Origin of the sequence: Microbispora sp. H10885, assembly GCF_014161415.1 — a bacterium.
Taxonomy (GTDB): Bacteria; Actinomycetota; Actinomycetes; order Streptosporangiales; family Streptosporangiaceae; genus Microbispora; species Microbispora triticiradicis.
This window is the reverse complement of the sequence record NZ_JABBWY010000013.1, coordinates 183,458-206,647: the sequence shown is the minus strand read 5'-3', so window position 1 is coordinate 206,647 and position 23,190 is coordinate 183,458. Positions and strand designations below refer to the sequence as shown.

The following is a 23,190-nucleotide window of genomic DNA, read 5'->3' as shown; positions in this document are numbered from 1 at the left end:
GCGTATCCGTGCCCGGTCGCCGATCCCATGAGCGAGTCGCCACGTGACGCGAAGCAGCCCGATCACCGGGTGCTCTGGTCCGCTCGCTCCGTGGGGCGGGCGGTGTCCGGCCGCCCGGGCCGCCCGTGGCATCGACGTGGCATCGACGCGGCACCGGCGTGACGCCGGGCGGAAGGAAGGGTCAGACGGCGGCGTGCAGCCAGCGGACCGGGGCTCCCTCACCCGCGTAGCGGAACGACTCGAGCTCCTCGTCCCACTGCTTGCCGAGCAGGCGGTCGAGTTCGTCCTCCAGGACCACCCGGCCCTGCGCCGCCATCAGCATGACGTTGCGTAGCCGGTCCTCGGGGACCAGGATGTCGCCGTTCGCGCCCACGACGGCCGTGAAGGCCCCCAGCGTCGGCGTGTAGGCGTGCCGTGAGCCGTCGACGCCCGGCGAGGCGTCTTCGGTGATCTCGAAGCGGATGCGCTGCCAGCCCATGAGCGATGACGTGATCGCCGCGGCGGTGCCGGGACGGCCCTCCCACTCCGCCTGGGCCCGCAGGGTCCCGGGCGCGGCGGGCTGGGCGGTCCACGTCAGGTCGACGGGCACGCCAAGAACGCCTGCGACGGCCCACTCGATATGCGGGCACAGCGCAGGCTGAGCCGAGTGGACGTACAGGACGCCACGAGCAGCAGCCACCGGACCTCCCAATTCGCATGAGGTGCGCCTTCCCCAACGGCCTCACGGTTTGAGATGATCACGGTTGGATGACTGTAGGAGAGACTACCGTCCGTCGCAGCCTGGCACCAGAGGGGGGTCATACCGAATGGTGCTTGGCAACTCTTTGCATTGGGCATGACACCTTCCGCGATCAACCAGGCCAGGTCGTGGAAAGGCCCCGCGCATGCGCACCCGGCTCATCGAGCCCGTCCCCGGGCGTCCGGCCCTCATCCGCCCCGGCGAACTGCTCACCTCCGCCCCCGCCGCCGTGGCCCGATGGGCGCTCACCGCCGAACCGCTCCCCGGGCCGATCTCCGAGGCGGGCCGCGTCCACCGCGTACGGCTCGCGCCGGGCGCGGACGTGGTCGACCTGACGGCCACCCTTCGCGACCGCGGGCACGCCGCCTCCCCCAACCACGTCCTGTCGGGCCAGCCGTTGTTCTTCGGCGGGCCCGGCGGGCCGCCCTCCCCCGCGCCGCCACCGCCGTACGAGCCGGGAGAGCCCTGCGAGGTCACCGTCGCGGTGCTCGACACCGGCCTCGCCCCGCACCCCTGGCTGGCGCGGTGGTACCGCGACGACATCGCCGAGACGCCCGACGCCGACGGCGACGGCGTGCTCGACCGGCAGGCCGGGCACGGCACATTCGTGGCCGGGCTCATCCTGCGGCAGGCTCCCGGCGCGCGCCTGCGCGCCCTACGCCTCCTCGACAGCGACGGCATCGGCGACGAAGCGGCGCTGCTCGGCGCCCTCTCCCTGCTGCGCGGCGGGCCGGCCGACGTGCTCAACCTCTCCTTCGGAGGGCACACCTTCGACGACGGTCCGCCGCTGGGGCTGGCCGAGGCGCTCGCCGCCTTCCCCGCCGTCGTGGCCTGCGCCGGCAACACGGCCTCCACCCGCCCCTTCTGGCCCGCCGCCCTGCCGGGCGTCCTCGCGGTCGGCGCGCTCGACGGGGACGCCCGCGCGCCCTTCTCGGCGTACGGGCCCTGGGTGGACGTGTGGGCGCCCGGCGTCGGGCTCGTCAGCAGCTTCCTGGAGCACCGCGACTTCCACGGCTACGCCTCCTGGAGCGGCACGTCCTTCGCCGCCGCGGTGGTCTCCGGCGTGGTCGCCCGCCTGTGCCGGGAGGTTCCGCCCGATCAGGCCGTACGACGCCTGCTGCGGGACGGCCGGCGGAGCGGGGATCTCGGGGTGGTCGTGACGACCGGGGATCGATAGGGTTCCTGTCACCATTCGCATTCCCCCGAGCGCGAAGAGTGACTTCATGCAGACGGACGACTCGTTCACCACCATCGACCAGGCCGGCTGGGAGGACCTGGTCGCCCGGTTCGACGGCAGGATGTGGGCGGTCGCGCGGGCGTTCGGGCTCAGCGCCGCCGACGCCGCCGACGCGGTGCAGTGCGCCTGGCTCCGGCTCGTGGAGAACGCGGGCGCCATCCGCGACCCCGCCCGGGTCGGCGCCTGGCTCGTCACCACCACCCGGCACGAGGCCGCCAGGCTCAGCCGCAGGGCCCGTGGTGAGGTGGTCTCCGACCTGGACGTGCCGGACCCGGCGCAGCCCGACCCGACGGCGGCCGTGGTCGACGCCGACCTGGGCCGGCAGGCGTGGCGGCGGCTCGACCTGCTCGGGGAGCCCTGCCGCTCGCTCATCCGCCTCTACGTGCTGCATCCCGAGGCGAGGTACGCCCAGATAGCGGTCCGGCTCGACCTGCCGGTCGGCAGCATCGGGCCCACCCGGGCCCGATGCATGTCCCGCCTGCGCGCGCTGATGGAGGAACCGGATTGAGCGGGAACCGGGCCCGCCCCGCGGGGCGGCCACGTGGAAGCGGAACGACGAGGCACGAGGAGCGCCGATGAGGGAGGAGTACCTGCTCGCGGCCCTGCGGATGGGCGCGGGCGCCGACCCCGTGCCCGAGGGGGTCTCGGCCGCGGCCCGGGCGGTCTTCCGCCTGCGCGTGCCCGGAGGGGTGCCCGCCGGGCCGGTGGACCTGACCGCGCCGGGCGGAGCCCGCTCCTCACCGGCGTCCGGCACCACGCCCGGCACCACACCTGGCTCCGCCCCCGGCACCGTGCCCGGCAGCGCGCCCGGCACGGATGCCGCGGCCGGTGAGCCGGGCGCGGCCGGGGCGCGCGACGCGTCGTGGCGGCCGGTCACCGCGGACGGCCGGGACGGGACGCACGTCCGCAGGTTCAGCGCGGCGGGCCTGGTCATCGACCTGGAGACGACCATCACGGGCGGGCGGATGGAGGTGGCCGGGCAGGTGTCCCCCGCCCCCGGGCCGGACGCCAGGATAGAGGTGCGCACCCCGCAGGTCGGCAAGGTCCGCGTCCTCTCCGAGACGGGCCACTTCGCGGTCACCGGCCTGCCGCCCGGATGGGTCAGCGTGGTCTGCCATCGACCCGGCCAGGCACCCGTCTTCACCCGCTGGCTCCGCGTACGCCCGTGATGTCACGGCAGCGTGCCCACCGGCCGGAACCCGCGGGACCGTGCCCCCGCACGAGCCCCTCCCAGAAGCAGGATCAGGACCAGGACCGGCTGGTCGGCCGGGCCGAGGCGGCCGTACGACTCTCGGGCACCGATCCCCGGCTGGCCCTGTCGGAGGCGAGGGCTGTACTGGAGTTGGCCCCGCGGGCCGAGCCGGCCGGGCCGTACGGCGAGGCGGCCTCGGTGGCGCTGCGCGCGTCGGCGCTGGCGGCGCGCGAACTGGGCGATCTGGAGCTGGCCGAGGAGCGGCTGCGGGAGGCGGCCGGCGCGGCGCGGGGGCATCCGCGGCGGGTGGCGCAGGCGCGGATGTCGCTCGTCACGGTCCGGGCCCAGCTCGGCGATCCCGAAGGCGGGCTGCGCCTGGCCGGTCTCGCCGAGCGGGATCTCACGGGAACCGACCTGGCCAGGCTGGACGTGCAGCGGTCGGTCGCCCTGATGCTGCTCGGGCGGCACGCGGAGGCCGCACGGCACTGCGACCGGGCGATCAGCCGGCTGGACGAAGATCCGTTCTTCCAGGCGGGTGCGCTGCTGAACCGCGGCCTCGCCCACGTCTATCTGGAGCGGTACGGCACGGCCGAGGCCGACCTGGCCCGATGCGCCCGGATCGCCAGGCGCGCGGGCCTCGACCATCTCGTGATGCTGGCGGAGGGCAACCTGCCGTTCGTGGCGGCCCGCCGGGGCGACATCGCCGCCGCCTTCACGCGGTACCGCGCGGCGGAGGAGACGTTGTTCGGCTTCCCCGAGCGGCTCGCCGCGATGCGGACGGACTTCGCCGAGGCGCTGGTGGCCGCCCGGCTACCCGGCGAGGCGCGCACGCTGCTCGAACAGGCCGTGCCCGAACTGGTGGCCGCCCAGGCGCACGCGGCGATCCCCGGAGCGCGGCTGCTGCTCGCCCAGACCGCCCTCCTCTCCGGGGACGCCCGGCTCGCCGGCGCGACCGCGCGCACGGCGCACGCGGAGCTGGCCGCGCAGGGCAGAACCGCCTGGCTGCCCCTGGCCACGGAGGTCGTCCTGCGGGCCCGCCTGGCCGAAACGACCGGCCGGCCACAGGACGGGCTGACCCCTCCGGCGGGCGGCTCGGCTCCCGGCGCTCCGCGAACGCCCGGCACCCGAGAGACACCCAGCGCGCGGGAGACACCCGGTGCCGAGGAAACGCCTAGCGCCGAGGGAACACCCGGCGCCCCCGAAACAGCAGGCGCTCGGGAGACAGCGCGTGCCTGGGGAACACTCAGCGCCGAGGAACCACCGGGCACCCAGGAAGAGCCGGGCTCGCAGGAGGCACCCGGCGACGGCCTGATCGCCGAGCTGGTGTCCTGCGCCGACGAGCTGGCGGCGTGCGGGTGGCATGCGGCGTCCTCGGCGTTGCGGCTCACCGCCGCCGCCGCGGCCGTGCGGCTGGGCGCGCTCGGCCCCGCCCGCGAGCAGTTGCGGATCACCGCCGCCACCGCGACCCGCCCGCTCGTCCGATGGCACGCCGTGGCCCTGCGGCACCGCCTGGACGGGGACCTCGCCCAGGCCCTGGCCGCCGCCGCCCGAGGCATCGAAGCCGCCCGTCCCGGGAGCGGCGCGGACGCCGGGGACAGCGGCGACGCGGCTCCGCAGGCGGGGACCGGCCGGCCGGCGGGCGGTGCGGCCGCGGAGGACGCCCGCGCGCCGGTGCGGGACGCGGAGCTGCGGGCCCACGCCGCACGGCCCGCCGAGGACCTCGCCGCGTTCGGCCTGCGGATCGCCATCGACCGGGCCCGCCGGACGGGCGACGCCTGGACCGTCCTGGAGTGGTCCGAGCGGTGGCGGGCGGTCGTGCGCGGCGCGCCGCCGTTCCCGCCGCCGGGACGCGCGGGGGCCGGGCTGCTCGTGGAGCTGGTGCGGCGTGGCGACGAGTTGTTCGCCGTCACCGCCGACGCCGGCGGGTGCGCCCTGCGCGCCCTGGGTTCCTATCAGGCCGCGGTGGAGGCGACCACGCGCGTCCGGTACGGCCTGCGCCGCCGCGTCCTGCGCGACGCCGGTCACCCGGCGGGCGCCGACGACGAGGCGGTGGCCCTCGAACTGTCCGCTCTCGACCGGCGGCTCCTGAGCGGTCCCGGCACGCTCGCCTCCCCCGGCTCTCCGGGACGCAGCTCTCCGGGACGGGGAGCGGCCGGGCCGGTGACGATCGTGCCCACCGGGGCGCTGGGCACGCTGCCCTGGCCGATGCTCCCCTCGTTGCGCGGACGGCCGGTGTCGGTCGCGGCGGACGCCGCCCGATGGTTCACCCCGGCTCCCGGTCCGCCCGGCGGCGATCCGCTGGTGCTGTCGGTGGCGGGCCCGGGGCTCGACCACGCCGCCGCCGAGGCCGCGATGGTCGTCGCCACGCACCCACGGGCGCGGCGGATCGGCGCCACCAGGGCCGAGGTGCTGCGTGCGCTGGAGCGGGCCGACGTGCTCCATGTCGCCGCCCACGGGCTCTTCAGCCCGCGCGGGCCCATGCTGTCGCACATCACGCTGGACGACGGACCGCTCATGGCGTACGACCTGCTGACCGCGCGCCGGATGCCCCGGCTCGTCGTCCTGTCGGCCTGCGACGCGGGGATGGCGCACGCGCCGGTGGACGGCGCGGCCCTGGGACTCGCCGGGACCTTCCTCGATCGGGGCGCGGCGTGCGTGGTCGCGGGCGTCGTGCCGGTCCGCGACGACGAGGCCCCGGCGGTCATGACGCTCTTCCACCGGCTGCTGGCCGAGGGCCGCTCCCCCGCCGAGGCGCTGGCCGCGGCGTCCGCGAAGTCGGCCGTGCCGGGGTTCGTCTGCTTCGGCGACGGCCGCCTCGCACCCGGATGAGGTCAGCCGGTCGCGACGGGCCTGCCGGGGTCGGCCACCCAGTTGGACCACGAGCCGGCGTACAGGGCGGCCGGCAGCCCGGCGATCTCCAGTGCCAGCACCTCGTGCGCGGCCGTCACCCCCGACCCGCAGTACGCCCCGACGGGCACGCCCTCGACGGCCCCCAGCGTGTTGAACCGCTCCCGGAGGAACGACCCGCTGTGGAAGCGCCCTCCGGGCTCGACGTTCTCGGAGGTGGGGGCGCTGACCGCGCCGGGAATGTGACCGGCGACCGGGTCGACGGGCTCCACCTCTCCCCGGTACCGCTCGGCCGCCCGCGCGTCCAGCAGCACGCCGTCGGCGGCGAGCGCGGCCGCCTGCCCGGCGTCGAGCACCGGCATCCCGCCGGGCCGGGCGGCGAAGTCTCCCGGCGGCACCGGCCCCTCCTCCTTGGACACCGGGAGCCCGGCCCGGGTCCAGGCCCGCAGGCCGCCGTCCAGCACGCGGACGTCGCCGTGGCCGAAGTACCGCAGGGTCCACCACGCCCGGGCGGCCGACGTCGAGTCGGCGTCGTCGTACACGACCACCGGGCGCGCGCCCGACACCCCGAGGCGGCGCATGGCGGCGCCGAAGTCCTCCGGAGCGGGCAGCGGATGCCGCCCGGCCGGGCCGGGCGGGGCGGCGAGATCGGCGTTCAGGTCGCAGAAGACCGCGCCGGGCACGTGACCCTCGCGGTACGACTCGATGCCGGGCGGCCCGCCGAGCCGCCAGCGGACGTCGAGGATCGTGACGCCGGCGAGCGCGGCGAGCTCCTCGGGAGTGATCAGCGGGCTGTGCTCCCCATCACGGTGCTTCCCATCACGATGCTCCCCGACTCGCTCGCTCATGAGACCCCTCCTGGCCGGTACGGTGCCACAGCCATTGTGCCAAGCCGTCGCCGCCGCCCGGCCGGGCCGGGCCGGGCGCCGTTCACTGCTATGGTCGCGCGAATGCGATCGAGTTACCTCGCCTGGGGCGACGCGGTGGACCTGTTCGAGCGGCGCGGGCTGCCGAAGGAAACGTACGAGAACCTGTACGAGGAGGAGTACATCCTGGTGCCGGGTCCCGCCACGGTGACCGGCGAACTCCCCCTCGACGAGCACGAGCGGACGCCGTGGCGGGAGCACACGCCCGAAGCGGCCACGGGGTACGTCGTGGACGGCGACCTGGTCGTCGACGGGAACATCACCGACGTGGACGACGGGGCCGCCGCGCTGATCGTCCTCGGGAACCTGCGGGCGAGGAACGTCTACCTGGCCGGTGACGCGAAGCTGGTCGTGCACGGCCACGTGACGGCCGAGACCTTCGTCGGCGACATGACCGAGAAGCTGGTGATGATCCACGGGGACCTGCGCGCCACCGTCTCGATCTTCTGGAACGAGTTCTGCCCCGACCTGGTCGCCGGCACCCTCCATGGCAGGACCCTCGCCCCCGCCTACCTCGACCTTTCCACCGCCCCCATCGGCGGTCTGGCCGACCCGGCGCCCGAGGCCCCGCTGAGCCGCCTCCTCGTGCCCGAACTGCTGGTCACCGGCGCCCCCGGCCCCGACGACCTCCCCGAGATCGGCATCCGCGGCGACGCCCTGCGTGACCGCCTGCTGGCCGGCCTCCCCCTCACCACGACCCGCTGACACCCGGCGCGGTTCACCGATCGGTGACCGGTCAGCGGCGGATCTCCAGGAGCGGGACGTTCTGCTCGGCCGGGGTCAGTGATCCGTGGTAGCCGGTCAGGGACGACTCCACCGGTTCGGCGGCCGACGCCACGATCACGCACTCGCCGTACGGCACGGCCAGCACGTCGCCGATGCGGCCGAGCCACTCGCGGCGGACGCGGCGGCCGAACCAGCCGGTGTCGGCGGCCTCCTCGCGGGTCACCACCCAGGCCCGCCCGCGCAGCGCCTCGCGCCAGGTCTCCAGGACCCCTTCCGCCGCGCCCGGCCTCGTGTAGACGTGGCGGGCACGGGCCTCGCCGCCGAGCATGAGCACGCCCTCCCGCAGGTCGGGGCGGTGGTCCACGTCGACCTTGTCAGTGGCGTTGATCATGCCGTGGTCGGCCGTGACGTACAGGACGGCGCCCGGCGGCAGGGACTCCGCGATGCGCTCGGCCATGCGGTCGACGACGGCGAGCTGTTCGAGCCACGTGCCGCTGCCCCAGCCGCCGAAGTGGCCCGCCCGGTCGACGTCGCCGTAGTACACGGTGACGTAGGACGTCTCCCGCAGCGCGTGCCGCACCGCGTCCACGCGCTCGTCGGCGGTCTCCGCCGCCCGGTGACGCATGCCCCGGTAGACGGCGCGGGTGAGCCCGGTGCCGTCGAAGGAGGCGGGCGCGACGTAGACGGGCTCCACCCCCGCCGCGGCCATGCGCTGGTAGACCGTCTCGGCGGGCTGCCAGACGTCGGGGTCGACGGGCAGGCCGGGCGCGGTCCAGCGCAGGCAGTTGAACAGCCTGCCCTCCCCCGGCACCGCCATCTGCACCCCCACCATGCCGTGCTCCCCGGGGGGCGCGCCGGTGCCGAGCGTGGCCAGGCTCGTCGGGGTGGAGGACGGGAAGCCCGCCGTGAGCGTGCCGCGCAGGTGGGCCGACAGGAACGGCGCCGTGCCGGGGTGGGCGGCCAGCATCTCGGCCCCGAGCCCGTCCACGAGGAACAGGCACACCCGCGCGGCCGGCTCCAGCGCCAGCGTGTTGTCCGCCGACAGGCCGAGGGAGGCGAGCATCGACCCCGGCAGGTCGGCGAGCGAGGCCGTGCCGTACGCGGGCACGTACGGCACGGCCGGCGGCCCCCCGGCCGCGGCCCCGAGGGCCTCGGGAGCGGCAGGGGCGGCCGGAGACGCGGGAGACGCGGGGGCCGTCCGAGCCGCCGGGGACGCTGACGCCCCGCCGGACGCCGCCGCGGACGTCCCGCGAGACGCCGCTGGGAGCTGGGGGTCGATCACGTTGCCTCCCGGCGGGACGAAGAGGGGACGGTGTCAGGGAACGCCCGCCGCCTCCCTGACGGGACGCTCCTCAGTCGGTGCTCTCCAGACGGTGCTCTCAGTCGGTGCTCTCACACGGTGGCCTCAGACGGTGGCCTCGGACAGCGCCTTGGCGAAGGCCAGCACATGGGTGACGGCCTCCGGCCCGTCGGCGGCCTCGCTGACCCGCAGCGACAGGTCGTCGGCGGTGATCGCGCCGGTGTAGCCGTGGTCGGCCTCGCAGTTCTCGTCGCCGCAGGTCGCCGGTTCGAGGTCGACGTGGGAGATCGCCCCCCATCCGATCGTCAGCGTGACCTCCGTGGGGGAGGTGCCCGGCGCGTACGACGCGGGGTCGGGCACGACTCTGGTCACGGCGACCGACTGGATGCGGCTGAGCCGCACCGCCTCCGTGGTCGTGGAGGCGTGCGAGGCGGGCATGCCCTCGGCGGGCGGGTGCTCGTCGGTGTGGCAGACCAGCAGCCGGGTGGGCGACAGGACCAGCACCGTGACGTGCCTGCGCACCTCCATCGCCGGGTCGAACGTCGCCTCGTGATGCACGACGTACGCCGTCACCTGCTCGCTGCCGAGTGCGGAGTCGACGGCGTCGGCCACCAGATCCGGGTAGTAGCCGCTGCGATCTATGGCCTCGCGCAAGCCCGCGGCGGAGACTCGGGTTTCCCTCATGGGTCCATCCTGCCCTGTAAGGGACACCTGTTTCACACCCCGGCGGGACGGGTTTTCCGCCCGCGCCGCGCCGAGCGCTCTCCGGGCCCCGCGTCCCCGGTACCCGCCGCGTGGGGGAGCGCCCGGCGCGCACGTCGGCGGCCCGCCGTACCCCTGAGCGCCCGCGGGTCACCGCAGGCGGCGGGGGCCGGCGTCGGGGCGCAGCGTGGTGACGGGCCGCAGGACGGCGCGGGCGCCCAGCACCACCGTGCCGTTCGCGCCCGCCAGAACCGGGTCGAGGTCCATCCGCACGACCTCCGGCAGCGCGTCGGCCAGCAGCCCCACCCGCACCAGCAGATCCTCCAGCGCCTCCACCGCCACCGGCTGGTAGCCGTACTCGCCGAACAGCAGCGGCGCGGCGCGCACCGACCGCACCAGCGCCGCCGCGTCCTCGGCGGAGAGGGGGGCGAGGCGGTGCGCCTGGTCGCCGAGCAGCCGGGCGGTGACCTCGCCGAGGCCGAACGTGACGACCGCCCCGAAGTACCGGTCCTGCGTCACCCCGACGACTGTCGGCACCGAGGGCTGCGGCGCCATGCGCTGCACCGCGAGCGGTGTGCCGGGCCCGAGCAGCGCGGCCAGACCGGCGTACGCCTGCCGGACCCCGGCGGCGTCGGTGAGGCCGACGCGGACCGTGCCCGCGCGGCGGACGTGCTCCGGGTCGGCCGACCTGACCACCACGGGCGGGCCGACGCGCTCGGCGAGGGCGACGGCCTCCTCCGCGTCGGCCGCGACGTGCGCCGACCACACCTCGACGCCGTAACAGGCCAGCAGCGCGGTCGCGTCGATCTCCCGCTCGGCCCCGCCGTCCCCGGCCCAGTCCACGGCGGCGTCTCCGGCGGCGTCTACGGCCGTGTCCCCGGTGCCGTCCCCGGCGAGCGCGGCGGCGACGATCCGCCGCGCCGCGGCCGGGTCGATCCCGTCCACCTGCGGCACCAGGCCCAGGGGCTCCCGGCGCCAGCGGGCGTACCGCACCACGTGCGCCAGCGCGCGGACCGCCTCCTCCGGGGCCTGGTACGACGGGATCGACCCCCGCCCGGGGGACTCGCCGCCGGGAGCGCCCGGAACGCGCAGCTCGTCCGGCATGCCCAACCGGCCCTGGAAGGTGGCGAGCACCGGTTTGCCGGACTCCCGGGCGGCGTCGAGCAGCGCTCCGGCGACCTCCCGGCAGTCGCCCGGGATCGGCGGCATGTAGATCGCGACGGCGGCGTCCACCTCGGGCAGCACGCTCCTCAGCGCCTCGGCGAACTCCGCGGCGCCGGCCCGGGCGCCGAGGTTCACCGGCGGGCGGGGCTCCAGGCCCGCGCCCGCGCACGCCTCCTCGGCCAGCAGCGTGAGCGCGTCGGAGTTGCCGACGACGCCCACCCGCGGCCCGGCGGGCAGCGGCTGGTGCGCCAGCAGCTGGGCGACGTCGAAGAGCTGGACGAGGTCGTCCACCCGGATGACCCCGGCCTGCGCGAACAGCGAGCTCAGCGCGGTGTCGGGCATGGCGAGCACCGGCGCGGCGTGGCCTCCCGGCACCCCGCGCGACCTGACCACCACGATCGGCTTGGACCGGGAGATCCGCCGGGCCAGCCGGGTGAACTTGCGCGGGTTCCCGATGGACTCCAGGTAGAGGAGGATCACGTCGGTCGCCGGGTCCTCCTCCCAGTACTGCAGGAGGTCGTTGCCGGACACGTCGGCCCGGTTGCCGGCCGAGACGAACGTCGAGATGCCCATGCCGCGCTGCGCCACCCGCTGCAGCAGCGCGGTGCCGAGCGCGCCCGACTGGCTGAAGAAGCCGACCCTCCCCCGGCCCGGCAGGGTCGCCGCGAGCGTCGCGTTGAGCCGTACGGCGGGGTCGGTGTTGGCGATGCCCAGGCAGTTGGGCCCCACCACCCGCATGCCGTACGCGCGGGCGATGCGGACGAGCTCCTCCTGGCGGGCCAGGCCCTCCGGGCCGGTCTCGCCGAACCCGGAGGAGACGACGACCAGCCCCTTCACGCCCTTCCGCGCGCACTCCTCGACCAGTTCGAGCACGCCCTCGGCGGGCACCGCCAGCACGGCGAGGTCCACCTCGCCGTCGATCGCCGACACGCTGCGGTGCGCCGGTACGCCGGCCACGGCCCGCACCTGCCGGTGGACGGGGTAGACGGGCCCGGTGAAGTCGGCGGCGAGCAGGTTGCGCAGCACCGCCTGGCCGATGCCGCCGGGTTCGCGGCTCGCGCCGATCACCGCGACCGACTCCGGCGTGAGCAGGCGGGCGATCGAGCGGGCCTCGGCGCGGTGCTCGCGGGCGAGCCGCACCTCCAGGGCCGTCTCGGTGCTCGACAGGTCGAGCGTCATCCGTACGACACCGTCCTCGAACTGGCTCTGCGCCGTGTATCCCGCCTGGCGGAACAGGCCCATCATCCGGTGGTTGCCGGGCAGCACGTCGGCGATGAACGTCTTGATCCCGCGCTCGCGGGCGGCTGCCCTCAAGTGCTCCATCAGCACCGAGGCCACTCCCCTGCCCTGGTGGGCGTCCTCCACCAGGAAGGCCACCTCGGCGTGGTCGCGCGGCTCCACGCGGTCATAGCGCACGACCGCCACCATCTCCGTGCCGATCGTGGCAATCAGGGCGACCCGGTTGTCGTAGTCGACATTCGTGAAGAACGCGACGTCCTTGTCGGTCAGCCGGGGGCGCGGGCCGAAGTACCGGAAGTAGATGGACTCCGCGGACAGGCGTGAGTAGAAGGAGCGCAGCATGCCGGCGTCGTCCGGCCTGATCGGGCGGACATGGGCGGTGCCGCCGTCGGACAGCACGACGTCCGCCTCCCAGTGGGCGGGGTACTGAGGGTGCACGCAACCGAGATTATCCGTGCCCGGCTTGGTGGTAATTGGGGGATTTCTACTTACTTATGGAGATAGTCTCGCGAGAGCGCTTATAAGGGATCTACGAACCGAGGAGGGACGAGTTGGACAACGCTTGTGCATCGACTGTTCCCGTCTGTCCGCTCTCCACCCACGGCGCCCCTGGAAGCTGTTAGGTTTCTGGGCGTCAGCCTCTACAGCACGGAGCGGACGCCGCCCCTCCTTGGGCCTGGCTCGCCTCCATTAGCCAGTTGGCAAGGTGGTGACAGCATGACGCGGGTCGTCGTGGTGGGCGATCTCATGACGGACGCGGTCGCGCGCGCGAAGTTCCCTCTCGCGAGGGCGAGCGACACCCCGGCCGTCGTGACCATGCACGGCGGCGGATCCGGCGCCAACATCGCCTCCTGGCTGGCCGTGGAGGGCTCCGAGGTGGCCTTCATCGGCCGCCGCGGCGCCGACATCACCGGCCGCAACCGGGACATGGAGCTCATGGGGTACGGCGTGGACGCCCGCCTCGTCATGGATCCCGAACGGCCGACCGGCACCTGCGTCGTCCTCGTCACGCACAAGGGCGAGCGGACCATGCTCTCCGACCCCGGTGCCAACGCCGCGCTGTCCCCCGAGGACCTGCCGCGCGACCTCTTCTCCGCCGGCGGCCACCTGCACGTGTCCGGTTACACGCTGATCAACGAGGGATCGCGCGACGCCGGCCTCGCCGCTCTCGACATGGCCCGCCGGGCGGGCATGTCGATCTCGATCGACTGCGCCTCCTCCGCACCGCTGGAGCGCACCGGCGCCGAGCCGTTCCTGGAGTGGACCGACGGCGCGAAGCTGCTGTTCGCCAACGCCGACCAGGCCAAGGTGCTCACCGGCAGGGACGACCCCGCCTCGGCGGCGAAGGTGCTGACCGCCTGGTTCCCCCAGGTCGTGATCAAGATCAACGCCGAGGGCTCGCTCTGGTACTCCAACAGCCGCCCCGAACCGGTCAGGGCGCCCGCCGAGGTCGTCGACCGGGTGGTGGACGGAACCGGCGCCGGGGACGCGTTCGCCGCCGGTTTCCTGCCGGTCTGGCTGGACGGCAAGCCGCCCGCGGAGGCCCTGGCCGCGGGCAACGCCCTCGCGGCCCGGTGCATCTCCAACCTCGGCGCCCGCCCCCGCCTCTAGCGCAAGCGGCCACCTCTGGCAAAGCCGCCGCCTCTCGCGCAAGCGGCCGTCTCTGGCACAAGCGGGTCGGCGCCCTGCCGCGCGCCCTGTGCCTACCCACATGCCTACCCACGTGCTTGCCGCGGGTTCGCCCTGTGCTTTTCCCCTGGACGCGCCCCGGCGGCCGCGCCCCGGCCGACGACGGCCGTCCCGGAACTAGTTCGTGACGGCGAGGGCGAGGGGAAGCACGGCGGGGGCTCCCGCGTGGCGGATCTGGGCGGCGGCGAGCGCCATCGTCCAGCCCGTGTCGACGCGGTCGTCCACCACCAGCACCGGTCCGTCCAGGGCGGCGATCCGCGCGGCGAGCTCACGCGGCATCGCGAGCGTCCCCCGGATGGCCGCCACCCGCTGGGCGCTGTTGTGCCTGGCCGCCGGTGATCCGTCGCGGTAGCCGAGCGTGCCGAGGTGCTCCAGGCGGCCCACCTGGGCCAGTCGTTCGGCGAGCGTCCCGACCAGCACCGGCCGCGAACCCGAGGGCACCGCGACCACGCCGACCGGGCGCCGCGCCCACTCCCACGACTTCAGCACCTCGACGACCGCGGCGAACACGTCGTCGGGGACCGGCCCGTCGCCCGCTGAGAACAGTTCCCGCAGCCGGGTGCCCCAGCCGATGTCGGTGAGGCGGCCGAGCGCGCGGCCCGGCTCCGCGCACAGCTCGGGCTTGATCCGCCCCTTCAGATCGGGCAGGCCGGTGGGCCACTGGCGGCGCGGCTCGATCTCCACACCGGGCCGGGCCAGCCGCTGCCGGGCGGCCTGCACGGCCTCCTCCGGCACCTCGGCGGACCGGTGGCCGCCGGTGCAGTTGTCACACCGGCCGCACGGCGCGGCCGTCTCGTCGTCGAGATGGCGGCGCAGGTACCGCTCCCGGCACTCGGTGGTCGTGATGTAGCCGAGCATCGCCTCCTGCTCGGCCCGGCGTTCGGCGGCCACCCTGGCGTAGCGCTCGGTGTCGTAGCTCCACGGCTCGCCGGTGGCCTCCCAGCCGCCCTTGACCCGGCGGACGGCCCCGTCGACGTCGAGCACCTTGAGCATCATCTCCAGCCGGCTCCGGCTGAGGTCGACCCTCGTCTCCAGGGCGGGGGTGGACAGCACGCCCTCCTGCGACAGCGCCTCCAGCGTCGCCTTGACCACCCCCTCCGGGGGGAAGGCCAGCGAGGCGAAGTAGGCCCAGATCTCCCTGTCCTCCGGGCCGGGCAGCAGGATGACCTCGGCCCGCTCGACGCCGCGGCCGGCGCGGCCCACCTGCTGGTAGTACGCCACGGGCGAGGCCGGAGCGCCCACGTGAACGACGAAGCCGAGATCGGGCTTGTCGAAGCCCATCCCCAGCGCCGAGGTCGCCACCAGGGCCTTGACCCGGTTGCCGAGCAGGTCGGCCTCGGCCGCCAGCCGGTCCGCCGCCTCGGTCTGCCCCGTGTACGCGGTGACCGTGTGGCCCTGCTCGCGCAGGTACGCGGCGATCTCCTGCGCCGCGGCGACGGTCAGCGTGTAGACGATGCCGGAGCCCGGCAGCTCGTGGAGGGTCCTGGCCAGCCACGCGAGCCGCTGGCCTGCCCCGCCCAGCCGTACGACGCTCAGGTGGAGGCTCTCGCGCTCCAGTGGTCCGCGCAGGACGAACACCTCGCCGCCGGGCAGCTCGTCCCACTCCTGGGTGACGGCGAGCTGCTCGGCGACGTCGCGGGTGACCCGGGCGTTCGCGGTGGCGGTCGTGGCGAGCACGGGGATGCCCGGCGGCAGCTCGGCCAGCAGGGTGCGGAGCCTGCGGTAGTCGGGCCGGAAGTCGTGCCCCCAGTCGGAGATGCAGTGGGCCTCGTCGATCACCAGGAGCCCGGCGCTCGCGGCCAGCTCGGGCAGCACCTGGTCGCGGAAGTCGGGGTTGTTCAGCCTCTCGGGGCTGACCAGCAGCACGTCGACCATGCCCTCGGCGACCTGGCCGTAGACCTTCTCCCAGTCCTCGGGGTTGGCCGAGTTGATCGTCTCCGCGTGGATGCCGGCCCGCTCCGCGGCGGCGATCTGGTTGCGCATCAGCGCGAGCAGCGGGGAGACGATGACCGTGGGCCCCTCGCCCAGCTCGCGCAGCAGCGCGGTGGCGATGAAGTAGACGGCCGACTTCCCCCAGCCGGTGCGCTGCACGACCAGCGCGCGCCTGCGGTCCATTACCAGGGCCTTGATGGCGGCCCACTGGTCGTCACGCAGCCGCGCGTGCTCCCCGGCGAGCGCCCGCAGCCGGGCCTCGGCCTCTTCCCGCAGGGACTCCTCTTCCTCGCTCACCCCGTCATTCGTATCAGGTCCCGCCGACCGTTTCCGCCGGGACGGCGGGAGGCGGGGCGGGGAACTAGAGGTCGTGTCCCTGGCCGCGGTCTCCGGACGTGCCGCTTCCCGCGTCGTCGTCTTCGAAGGACAGGGGCAGCAGCAGGCCGAGCTGCGAGTAGATCTGGAGCTGGTCGTAGTAGAAGCGCTGGCTCAGGATGCGGCCGTCCTTCAGATGCCAGAACCAGGAGACGCGCACGTTGATGCCCCGGCCGGTCGGGGCGAGGAGGTCGCCCCCGGCGACCAGGTAGGGCCCGGTGTGCGTCCCCACCGCCGTCATCTCTGTCGCGACCACGTCCGCGAAGCTGATCGTCTCCCAGACCGTGAAACGCAGATCGGGGAAGCCCCTCCACATCTGCATCACGTAGGAGCCGATCTCCCCGGGCTCCCCCGCCTCCATCTCCGGTCCGACCACCACCGCGCCCGGCGCGTAGCACCGCAACACCGCGTGCAGGTCGTGCGCGTTCATCGCGTCGAGCATCCGGTCCACGACGTCGTGCATCGCGGGAGCACCTCTCTCTCCTGGGGGAGAGTACCGAAAGACCAGTTATAACCAGACAAACAGTACATACACGAAGATTCGCCCCGCCTTCGGCACCGACGGAAGCGCCGGGGGACGGTGCCGGCCGGCGCAGGGGCGGGCCGCGTGGCCGGACGTGGTTGGATGAGTCCGTTATGGACGTGACCACCTGGTATCTCGAACAGACCAGCCCCTCCGACCTGCGCCCCGGCCGGACTCCCGCGCTCCCCGCCGAGATCGTCCGGGCGGAGGTGCCCAGCCCCGAGTTCGGCCGGTTCCTCTACACGGCGGTCGGCGGCGACTGGCAGTGGACCAACCGGCTGCCGTGGACCTGGAAGCAGTGGAAGGACTGGCTCGACCGGCCGGGAGTCGAGAACTGGGTGGCCTGGACGCGCGGTACCCCCGCCGGATACGCCGAACTCGTCGCGCGGGACGGCGCCGTCGAGATCGCCAGCTTCGGGCTCCTGCCGTACGCGATGGGGCAGGGGCTCGGCGGATGGCTGCTCGGCGAGGCGGCGGCGCGCGCCTGGGACATCGCGAGCCGGTGGCCCGGCCTGGAGCCCACGCGGCGGGTCTGGCTGCACACCTGCTCGCTGGACGGCCCGGCGGCGCTGGCCAACTACCGGGCCCGGGGCTTCCGCGTCTACGACGAGAAGCTGAACGAGCCGGGCGACGAGGACGAGGGCGAGACGCCCGGCCCCTGGCCCGGCGCCGGCCCCCGCACCTGATCCCGCGTTCCCGACACCGCCTCTCCGACACCGAGTCGCTGATCCCGCAAGCGCCCTTCTCACCGCCGTGATCAGGGAAACCGGCACGCTACGGCGGCCGCGAGCGCGGGCTCACCGGCGAAGCCGGAACGGAGGGCACGGGCCCGGCAGTAGGGTGGTGAGTCGCGAACAGGGCGAACTCTCGGCAGAATGTTCGATGTTCACGACCGACATTCGCCCCTCCCCGGTCCCGACGGCCGGGGCCCGGCTCCTCGACACGCAGGAATCCACATGGCCCGACGCACGACGACACCTCCGCCGGACGAGGACTTCGAGGAGCGGATCGTCGACATCGACGTCTCCGCCGAGATGCGGACGAGCTTCCTTGAGTACGCCTACTCGGTGATCTACCAGCGCGCGCTGCCCGACGCGCGCGACGGACTCAAGCCCGTCCAGCGGCGCATCCTCTACTCGATGAGCGAGATGGGCCTGCGCCCCGACCGCGGGCACGTCAAGTCCTCCCGGGTCGTGGGCGAGGTGATGGGCAAGCTCCACCCGCACGGCGACGGCGCCATCTACGACGCGCTCGTACGGCTGGCGCAGCCGTTCTCGATGCGGCTGGGCCTGGTGGACGGGCACGGCAACTTCGGCTCCCCCGACGACGCCCCGGCGGCGATGCGGTACACGGAGGCGCGGCTCGCCCCGGCGGCGATGCTGATGGTGCAGTCGATCGACGAGGAGACGGTCGACTTCAAGCCCAACTACGACGGGCAGGAGACCGAGCCGTCGGTCGTGCCGTCGGCGTTCCCCAACCTGCTCGTGAACGGCGCCTCCGGCATCGCGGTCGGCATGGCCACCAACATGGCCCCGCACAACCTCGGGGAGGTCGTCGCGGCGGCCCGGCATCTCATCAGGAAGCCGGCCGCGACGCTCGACGAGCTCATGCGCTTCGTGCCCGGCCCCGACCTGCCGACCGGCGGCATGATCATCGGCCTGAACGGCGTCAGGGACGCGTACGAGACCGGGCGCGGCACGTTCAAGATGCGGGCGAAGGCGGCGGTCGAGCAGGTCACCCCGAGGCGCAAGGGCATCGTCGTCACCGAACTGCCGTTCAACGTCGGCCCCGAGCGGGTGGTGACGAAGATCAAGGAGCTGGTGACCTCCAAGAGGCTCACCGGCATCTCCGACCTCAAGGACCTGACCGACCGGCACAAGGGCCTGCGCCTGGTCATCGAGGTCAAGAACGGCTTCAACCCCGAGGCCGTGCTGGAGGAGCTCTACCGGCTCACGCCGATGGAGGAGACCTTCGGCATCAACAACGTCGCGCTGGTCGACGGACAGCCGCGCACATTGGGCCTGCGCGAGCTGCTCTCGGTCTACGTGGACCACCGGCTCGACGTGGTGCGCAGGCGCTCGGCGTACCGGCTGCGCAGGCGTGAGGAGCGGCTCCACCTGGTCGACGGCCTCATCGTCGCGCTGCTCAACATCGACCAGGTCATCCAGGTGATCCGCGGGTCGGACGACTCCGCGCAGGCCCGCGCCCGGCTCATGGAGACCTTCGCGCTGAGCGAGATCCAGGCCAACTACATCCTCGACACCCCGCTGCGCCGCCTCACCCGCTACGACAAGCTGGAGCTGGACCGGGAGAAGGAGCAGCTCCAGGCCGACATCGCCGAGCTGAACGAGATCCTCGGCTCGGAGGAGCGGCTGCGCCGGGTGGTGTCGGCCGAACTGGCCGAGGTCGCCAAGACGTACGGCACGCCGCGCCGCACCGTCCTGCTGGAGTCGTCGGACGCCGCCAGGGCCGCCGTCGTGCCGCTGGAGGTGCCCGACGACCCCTGCCTGGTCATGCTGTCGTCCACCGGCCTGCTCGCCCGTACGACCGACGCGTCGCCGATCTCCGGCGAGGGCGAGCGGGCGGCGCACGACGTGCTGGTGTCGGTGGTCCGCTCGACCGTGCGCGGCGAGGTGGGCGTGGTCACCTCCAAGGGCCGCGTCATCCGTGTCTCGGTGCTCGACCTGCCCGCCCTGCCGCCCTCGGCGAACCCGCCGTCCCTGGCCGGGGGGCATCCGGTGTCGGAGTACGTCTCCCTGGAACCGGACGAGAAGGTCGTCGGGCTCGGCTCGCTCGACCCCGACGGGCCGGGCCTCGCGCTCGGCACCAGCCAGGGCGTGGTCAAGCGGGTGGTGCCCGAATACCCGGTCAACCGCGACGAGTTCGAGGTCATCGGGCTGCGGGACGGCGACGTGGTGGTGGGCGCGGTGGAGCTCACCTCGGCCGATCACGACCTGGTCTTCATCACCTCGGACGCGCAGCTGCTGCGCTTCCCCGCCTCCGTCGTACGGCCCCAGGGCCGTCCGGCCGGCGGCATGGCCGGTGTGCGCCTGGAGGGCGACGCCCGGGTGGTCTTCTTCGGCGCCGTCGATCCCGCCCTGGAGGCCCGCGTCGTGACGATCGCCGGCTCCTCGACCGCCCTGCCCGGCACCCAGATGGGCGCGGGCAAGGTCTCCGACTACGCCGACTTCCCCCCGAAGGGCCGGGCGACCGGCGGGGTCCGCGCCCAGCGCTTCCTCAAGGGCGAGGACGTGCTGCTGCTCGCGTACGCCGGTCCCATGCCGGTCAAGGCGGTTTCCTCGACCGGCAAGCCGGTGCCGCTGCCGGACGAACTGGGCCGCCGCGACGGCTCGGGCGTACGGCTCGTGCACGCCATCGCAGCCATCGGCGGCGCGCTCGGCGCGGACGGCGACGGCGAGGAGGCCGCCACCGACGGCGGAATGGCCACGACCGGCGACACCGGAGGCGAAGAGCCGCTCGCATAGACACGGGCGGCGAAGAGCCGCCGGGGCCTCCGCCGTTCAGGTGACGGCGGGGCCGCCGTGGAAGGCGGAGCGGTACGCCTGCGGCGTGGTTCCCACGACCCGCTTGAACCGCTCCCGGAACGCGGTGGGCGACCCGAACCCGGCCTGCGCGGCGATGCGCTCGATGCTGTGGCCGCTGTTCTCCAGCAGGTACTGCGCCCGCCGGACCCGGGCCCGCAGCAGCCACTGCAGCGGGGTGGTGCCGGTCTGCTGCCGGAAGCGTCTGCTGAACGTCCGCTCGCTCATCCCGCCGCGGACCGCCATCTCCCGGAGGGTGAGGTCGCGGCCGAGGTTGTCCTCGATCCACGCCAGCACGGGCTCCAGCAGCGAACCGCCGGGCACCGGCGGATACTCGTGCACGATGAACTGGGCCTGACCGCCCTCCCGCTCCAGCGGCATCACCGACAGGCGGGCGGCGTCGGCCGCGACGGCCGACCCGTGGTCGCGCCGGATCATGTGCAGGCACAGGTCGAGTCCGGCCGCCGCGCCGGCGGAGGTGAGCACCTGCCCGTTGTCGACGTACAGGACGTCCGGCCGCACGTCCACCAGGGGGAACCGCCGGGCGAGTTCGGGCGCCGCGGTCCAGTGGGTGGTCGCCCGCAGGCCGTCCAGCAGCCCGGCCGCCGCGAGCGTGAACGCGCCCACGCAGATCGAGGCGAGGCGGGTGCCGCGCGCGGCCGCGTCGCGCAGCGCGTCCAGCGCCTCGGGCGGGGGCGGACCGGCCCGCTCCGAGCAGCCGGGGACGATCACGGTGTCGGCCCCGGCCAGCGCGTCCAGCCCGTACGGCACGCGCAGGGCGAACGCCTCTGTCTCCACTTCCCGGGCGGGCCCGCACACCCGCACGCGGTAGGGGCGCCGGCCGTCCGGCAGACGGGTGCGCCCGAACACCTCGATGGGGGTCGCCAGGTCGAACGGCACGACGCGGTCCAGCGCCAGGATCGCCACGGTGTGCACGATCGCCACCATAGCCGGATTCCCGCCGGCGACGTGGTCAGCGACCGCTCGTTCACGACCAGGTGACAGCGGTTGGCGGGAATCCGTTGGTCTTTGTCGTTCTCGCCTCTGGGGCGGAGGCGGCCGTGCTCCTACGGTTGGTGACCGCACGCCGACGACAAGGAGCGATGCCGATGCCGGCCCAGTTCGTGCTGTCCGACGGGTTCGATCCCCCGGACGTCCCCGCGCCGTCCGCCGACGGGGGCCGGGCACGATGACCGCGTTCTTCCTGGCCGTCCACGTCCTCGCCGCGATCCTCGCGATCGGCCCGGTAGCGGTGGCCGCGAGCATGTTCCCCGCCGCCGCGCGGCGCGTGACGGACGCATCGGTGCCGGGTGGGCAGGCCGACGGCCTGGCCGCGCTCCGCGTGCTGCACCGCGTCTGCCGCGTCTACGCCCTCGTGGGCCTGGCCGTCCCGGTCTTCGGGTTCGCCACCGCGAGCGGCCTCGGCGTGCTGCGTGACGCGTGGGTGATCGCGTCCATCCTGCTCACCGGCGCGGCGGCCGCGATCCTCGCCCTGTGGGTCCTGCCGCGCCAGGACGCCGTCCTCGCCCTGCTCACCGCCGGGGAGCCCACGGCCGCGGGCATCGGCCGCCAGGTGGCGAGGCTCGCCATGCTGACCGGCGTCTTCAACCTGCTGTGGGCGGCCGTGACGGTTCTGATGATCGTCCGTCCCGGCTCGACCACGGGAGTCTGACCATGTCGCGCCCTCGTTCCGCCCTGCGAGCGGCCGCCGCCGTCGAGCTGGGATCTCTGGCCGTCCTCCTGGCCAACCTCGCCACCGTGCACCTGCCGCCCGTCTCCTCGCTCGTCGGCCCCCTGCACGGCTGCGCGTACCTGTTCGTGATCGTGGCCGCCGCCCGCGACGCCGGATGCGACCTGACCGGCAGGGTCCTGGCCTGGCTGCCGGCCGTCGGCGGCCTGCTCGTCCTGCGGCGCCTCGCGCGTGCGCCGCGGGAGGAGGCCGCCTCCGGCACTCCGGGCTGAGGCGTCAGTCCGACGAGGGGATCAGGCAGAACGGGTGCCCGGCCGGGTCGAGGTAGACCGTCCAGTTCTCCTCCTCGCCCGGCTGGTGCTCGTGCCTGACCGCTCCGAGGGCGAGCACGCGCTTCTCCGCCTCGGCCATGTCGTCCACGGTCAGATCCAGGTGGAACTGCTGGGGGTGCTCGGAGCCGGGCCACTGCGGGGGCCGGTAGTCCGGGACGCGCTGGAAGGCGACGCGAACCTGGTCGTCACCGGCGAGCGTGACCCATTCCTCCCCCTCCTCGTACGCCACCTTCCAGCCCAGCACCTCCGCGTAGAAGGCGGCCAGGGCCTTCGGCTCCGGACAGTCGAGCACGACCGTGCGCATTCGCGCGACACCGCTCATGAGGGATGTTTCTCCTTCCGTGCAACACCAGTGAAAACCCTATACCGGTGTCGTGAGCAAAGACCAGCCGATATGGAGAGGGAATCTGCTACCCCCGCGCCGACCGCTAAAAGGGGATCGGGCAACATCTGTCACATGACCGGTGCTTTCGATGATCTTCTGGCCGCCAACGAGAAGTACGCGAGCACGTTCTCGCACTCCGGCCTCACGGGCCGGGCCGCACGCGGCCTCGCCGTGGTGACGTGCATGGACTCCCGCATCGATCCGCTCGGACTGCTCGGCCTCACGGCCGGCGACGCGAAGATCCTGCGCAACGCGGGCGCCCGGGTGACCGACGACGTCCTGCGGACCCTCGTCCTCGCCGTCTACCTGCTCGGCGTGGACCGGGTCCTGGTGATGCCCCACACCGACTGCCGGATGTCCAAGTCGACCGACGAGGACGTCCACAACCTCATCGCCGACCAGCACGGCGTCGACACCCGCAGTCTGGAGTTCCAGACCGTTCCCGACCAGCCGGCGGCGCTGCGGCACGACATCACCCGCATCAAGTCCAGCCCGTACCTGCCCGCCGATCTCGTCGTCGGCGGCGCGCTGTACGACGTGCACACGGGGAGGCTCCAGCCCATCGAGATCTGATCCCGCCTCACGGAGGGGGTGCGGCCGGCGCGAGGACGGAACCCAGGATGGCGGTTATGACGTTCTCCTGGCGACGA

20 protein-coding genes are annotated in these 23,190 nt (G+C 74.1%); 11 read left to right on the top strand and 9 right to left on the bottom strand.

The window, feature by feature from the left end:
* Positions 1-181: 181 nt before the first annotated feature.
* Positions 182-679, bottom strand: a complete 498-nt coding sequence (locus HHX37_RS30965; RefSeq protein WP_036404524.1) for a DUF3145 domain-containing protein — start codon at positions 677-679, stop codon at positions 182-184.
* Between the two features lie 205 nt (positions 680-884).
* Here HHX37_RS30965 and HHX37_RS30960 point away from each other — a divergent pair, with 205 nt between their 5' ends.
* The 4 genes from HHX37_RS30960 to HHX37_RS38000 all read left to right on the top strand — a co-directional run bounded on the left by HHX37_RS30960 (position 885) and on the right by HHX37_RS38000 (position 5,997).
* Positions 885-1,916 (top strand): S8 family peptidase, encoded by a 1,032-nt coding sequence (locus HHX37_RS30960; protein WP_182887699.1) that lies wholly within the window; start codon positions 885-887, stop codon positions 1,914-1,916.
* Positions 1,917-1,962: 46 nt separating this feature from the next.
* Positions 1,963-2,484: an RNA polymerase sigma factor gene (locus HHX37_RS30955; RefSeq protein WP_182876508.1), complete on the top strand. Its 522-nt coding sequence runs from the start codon at positions 1,963-1,965 to the stop codon at positions 2,482-2,484.
* A gap of 67 nt (positions 2,485-2,551) precedes the next feature.
* On the top strand, positions 2,552-3,145 hold the full coding sequence (locus HHX37_RS30950) for a hypothetical protein (RefSeq protein ID WP_182887698.1): 594 nt from the start codon (positions 2,552-2,554) through the stop codon (positions 3,143-3,145).
* Positions 3,145-5,997 carry a CHAT domain-containing protein gene (locus HHX37_RS38000; protein ID WP_182887697.1) on the top strand — a complete coding sequence of 951 codons (2,853 nt, stop codon included), beginning with the start codon at positions 3,145-3,147 and terminating at the stop codon, positions 5,995-5,997. Before HHX37_RS30950 ends, HHX37_RS38000 begins: the two co-directional genes overlap by 1 nt.
* A gap of 2 nt (positions 5,998-5,999) precedes the next feature.
* Here HHX37_RS38000 and HHX37_RS30940 read toward each other — a convergent pair whose 3' ends face one another.
* The gene (locus HHX37_RS30940; protein WP_138462556.1) at positions 6,000-6,863 is read right to left on the bottom strand and encodes a sulfurtransferase; all 864 of its coding nucleotides are present in this window, start codon (positions 6,861-6,863) and stop codon (positions 6,000-6,002) included.
* 102 nt (positions 6,864-6,965) lie between these two features.
* On the opposite strand from HHX37_RS30940, the gene HHX37_RS30935 reads away from it, so the two are divergent.
* A complete protein-coding gene (locus HHX37_RS30935; RefSeq protein ID WP_182887696.1) occupies positions 6,966-7,646 on the top strand; it encodes a polymer-forming cytoskeletal protein in 681 nt (226 codons plus the stop codon).
* A gap of 31 nt (positions 7,647-7,677) precedes the next feature.
* On the opposite strand, the gene HHX37_RS30930 is transcribed toward HHX37_RS30935, so the two are convergent.
* The 3 genes from HHX37_RS30930 to HHX37_RS30920 all read right to left on the bottom strand — a co-directional run bounded on the left by HHX37_RS30930 (position 7,678) and on the right by HHX37_RS30920 (position 12,510).
* Positions 7,678-8,784, bottom strand: a complete 1,107-nt coding sequence (locus HHX37_RS30930) for an alkaline phosphatase family protein (RefSeq protein ID WP_396777256.1) — start codon at positions 8,782-8,784, stop codon at positions 7,678-7,680.
* A gap of 288 nt (positions 8,785-9,072) precedes the next feature.
* Complete coding sequence (locus HHX37_RS30925; protein WP_117410227.1) at positions 9,073-9,651, bottom strand: DUF5998 family protein; 579 nt, start codon at positions 9,649-9,651, stop codon at positions 9,073-9,075.
* 168 nt (positions 9,652-9,819) lie between these two features.
* Positions 9,820-12,510, bottom strand: a complete 2,691-nt coding sequence (locus HHX37_RS30920) for a bifunctional GNAT family N-acetyltransferase/acetate--CoA ligase family protein (protein WP_182887695.1) — start codon at positions 12,508-12,510, stop codon at positions 9,820-9,822.
* Positions 12,511-12,789: 279 nt separating this feature from the next.
* Here HHX37_RS30920 and HHX37_RS30915 point away from each other — a divergent pair, with 279 nt between their 5' ends.
* Positions 12,790-13,683 carry a carbohydrate kinase family protein gene (locus HHX37_RS30915; RefSeq protein ID WP_117410100.1) on the top strand — a complete coding sequence of 298 codons (894 nt, stop codon included), beginning with the start codon at positions 12,790-12,792 and terminating at the stop codon, positions 13,681-13,683.
* Positions 13,684-13,878: 195 nt separating this feature from the next.
* Here HHX37_RS30915 and HHX37_RS30910 read toward each other — a convergent pair whose 3' ends face one another.
* Entirely contained in the window at positions 13,879-15,990 is a 2,112-nt protein-coding gene (locus HHX37_RS30910; protein WP_182887694.1) for a RecQ family ATP-dependent DNA helicase, read from the bottom strand.
* Positions 15,991-16,054: 64 nt separating this feature from the next.
* The gene (locus HHX37_RS30905) at positions 16,055-16,531 is read right to left on the bottom strand and encodes an ester cyclase (RefSeq protein ID WP_182887693.1); all 477 of its coding nucleotides are present in this window, start codon (positions 16,529-16,531) and stop codon (positions 16,055-16,057) included.
* A gap of 173 nt (positions 16,532-16,704) precedes the next feature.
* On the opposite strand from HHX37_RS30905, the gene HHX37_RS30900 reads away from it, so the two are divergent.
* Together HHX37_RS30900 and HHX37_RS30895 are read left to right on the top strand one after the other, a co-directional pair.
* Complete coding sequence (locus tag HHX37_RS30900) at positions 16,705-17,277, top strand: GNAT family N-acetyltransferase (RefSeq protein WP_182876514.1); 573 nt, start codon at positions 16,705-16,707, stop codon at positions 17,275-17,277.
* Between the two features lie 270 nt (positions 17,278-17,547).
* The gene (locus HHX37_RS30895) at positions 17,548-20,076 is read left to right on the top strand and encodes a DNA gyrase/topoisomerase IV subunit A (protein WP_138462562.1); all 2,529 of its coding nucleotides are present in this window, start codon (positions 17,548-17,550) and stop codon (positions 20,074-20,076) included.
* A gap of 36 nt (positions 20,077-20,112) precedes the next feature.
* Here the strand turns inward: HHX37_RS30895 and HHX37_RS30890 are convergent, their stop codons facing one another.
* On the bottom strand, positions 20,113-21,069 hold the full coding sequence (locus tag HHX37_RS30890) for a GlxA family transcriptional regulator (protein ID WP_310740611.1): 957 nt from the start codon (positions 21,067-21,069) through the stop codon (positions 20,113-20,115).
* Between the two features lie 253 nt (positions 21,070-21,322).
* Here HHX37_RS30890 and HHX37_RS30885 point away from each other — a divergent pair, with 253 nt between their 5' ends.
* Together HHX37_RS30885 and HHX37_RS30880 are read left to right on the top strand one after the other, a co-directional pair.
* Positions 21,323-21,805: a hypothetical protein gene (locus HHX37_RS30885; protein WP_182887691.1), complete on the top strand. Its 483-nt coding sequence runs from the start codon at positions 21,323-21,325 to the stop codon at positions 21,803-21,805.
* Positions 21,806-21,807: 2 nt separating this feature from the next.
* Positions 21,808-22,095: a DUF3817 domain-containing protein gene (locus HHX37_RS30880; protein ID WP_182882896.1), complete on the top strand. Its 288-nt coding sequence runs from the start codon at positions 21,808-21,810 to the stop codon at positions 22,093-22,095.
* Between the two features lie 4 nt (positions 22,096-22,099).
* Here the strand turns inward: HHX37_RS30880 and HHX37_RS30875 are convergent, their stop codons facing one another.
* Positions 22,100-22,477, bottom strand: coding sequence for a VOC family protein (locus tag HHX37_RS30875; RefSeq protein ID WP_182882897.1), 378 nt, complete (start codon positions 22,475-22,477; stop codon positions 22,100-22,102).
* Between the two features lie 135 nt (positions 22,478-22,612).
* Between HHX37_RS30875 and HHX37_RS30870 the strand changes: the two genes are divergently transcribed.
* Complete coding sequence (locus tag HHX37_RS30870) at positions 22,613-23,113, top strand: beta-class carbonic anhydrase (protein ID WP_182876520.1); 501 nt, start codon at positions 22,613-22,615, stop codon at positions 23,111-23,113.
* The last annotated feature ends 77 nt before the right edge of the window (positions 23,114-23,190 follow it).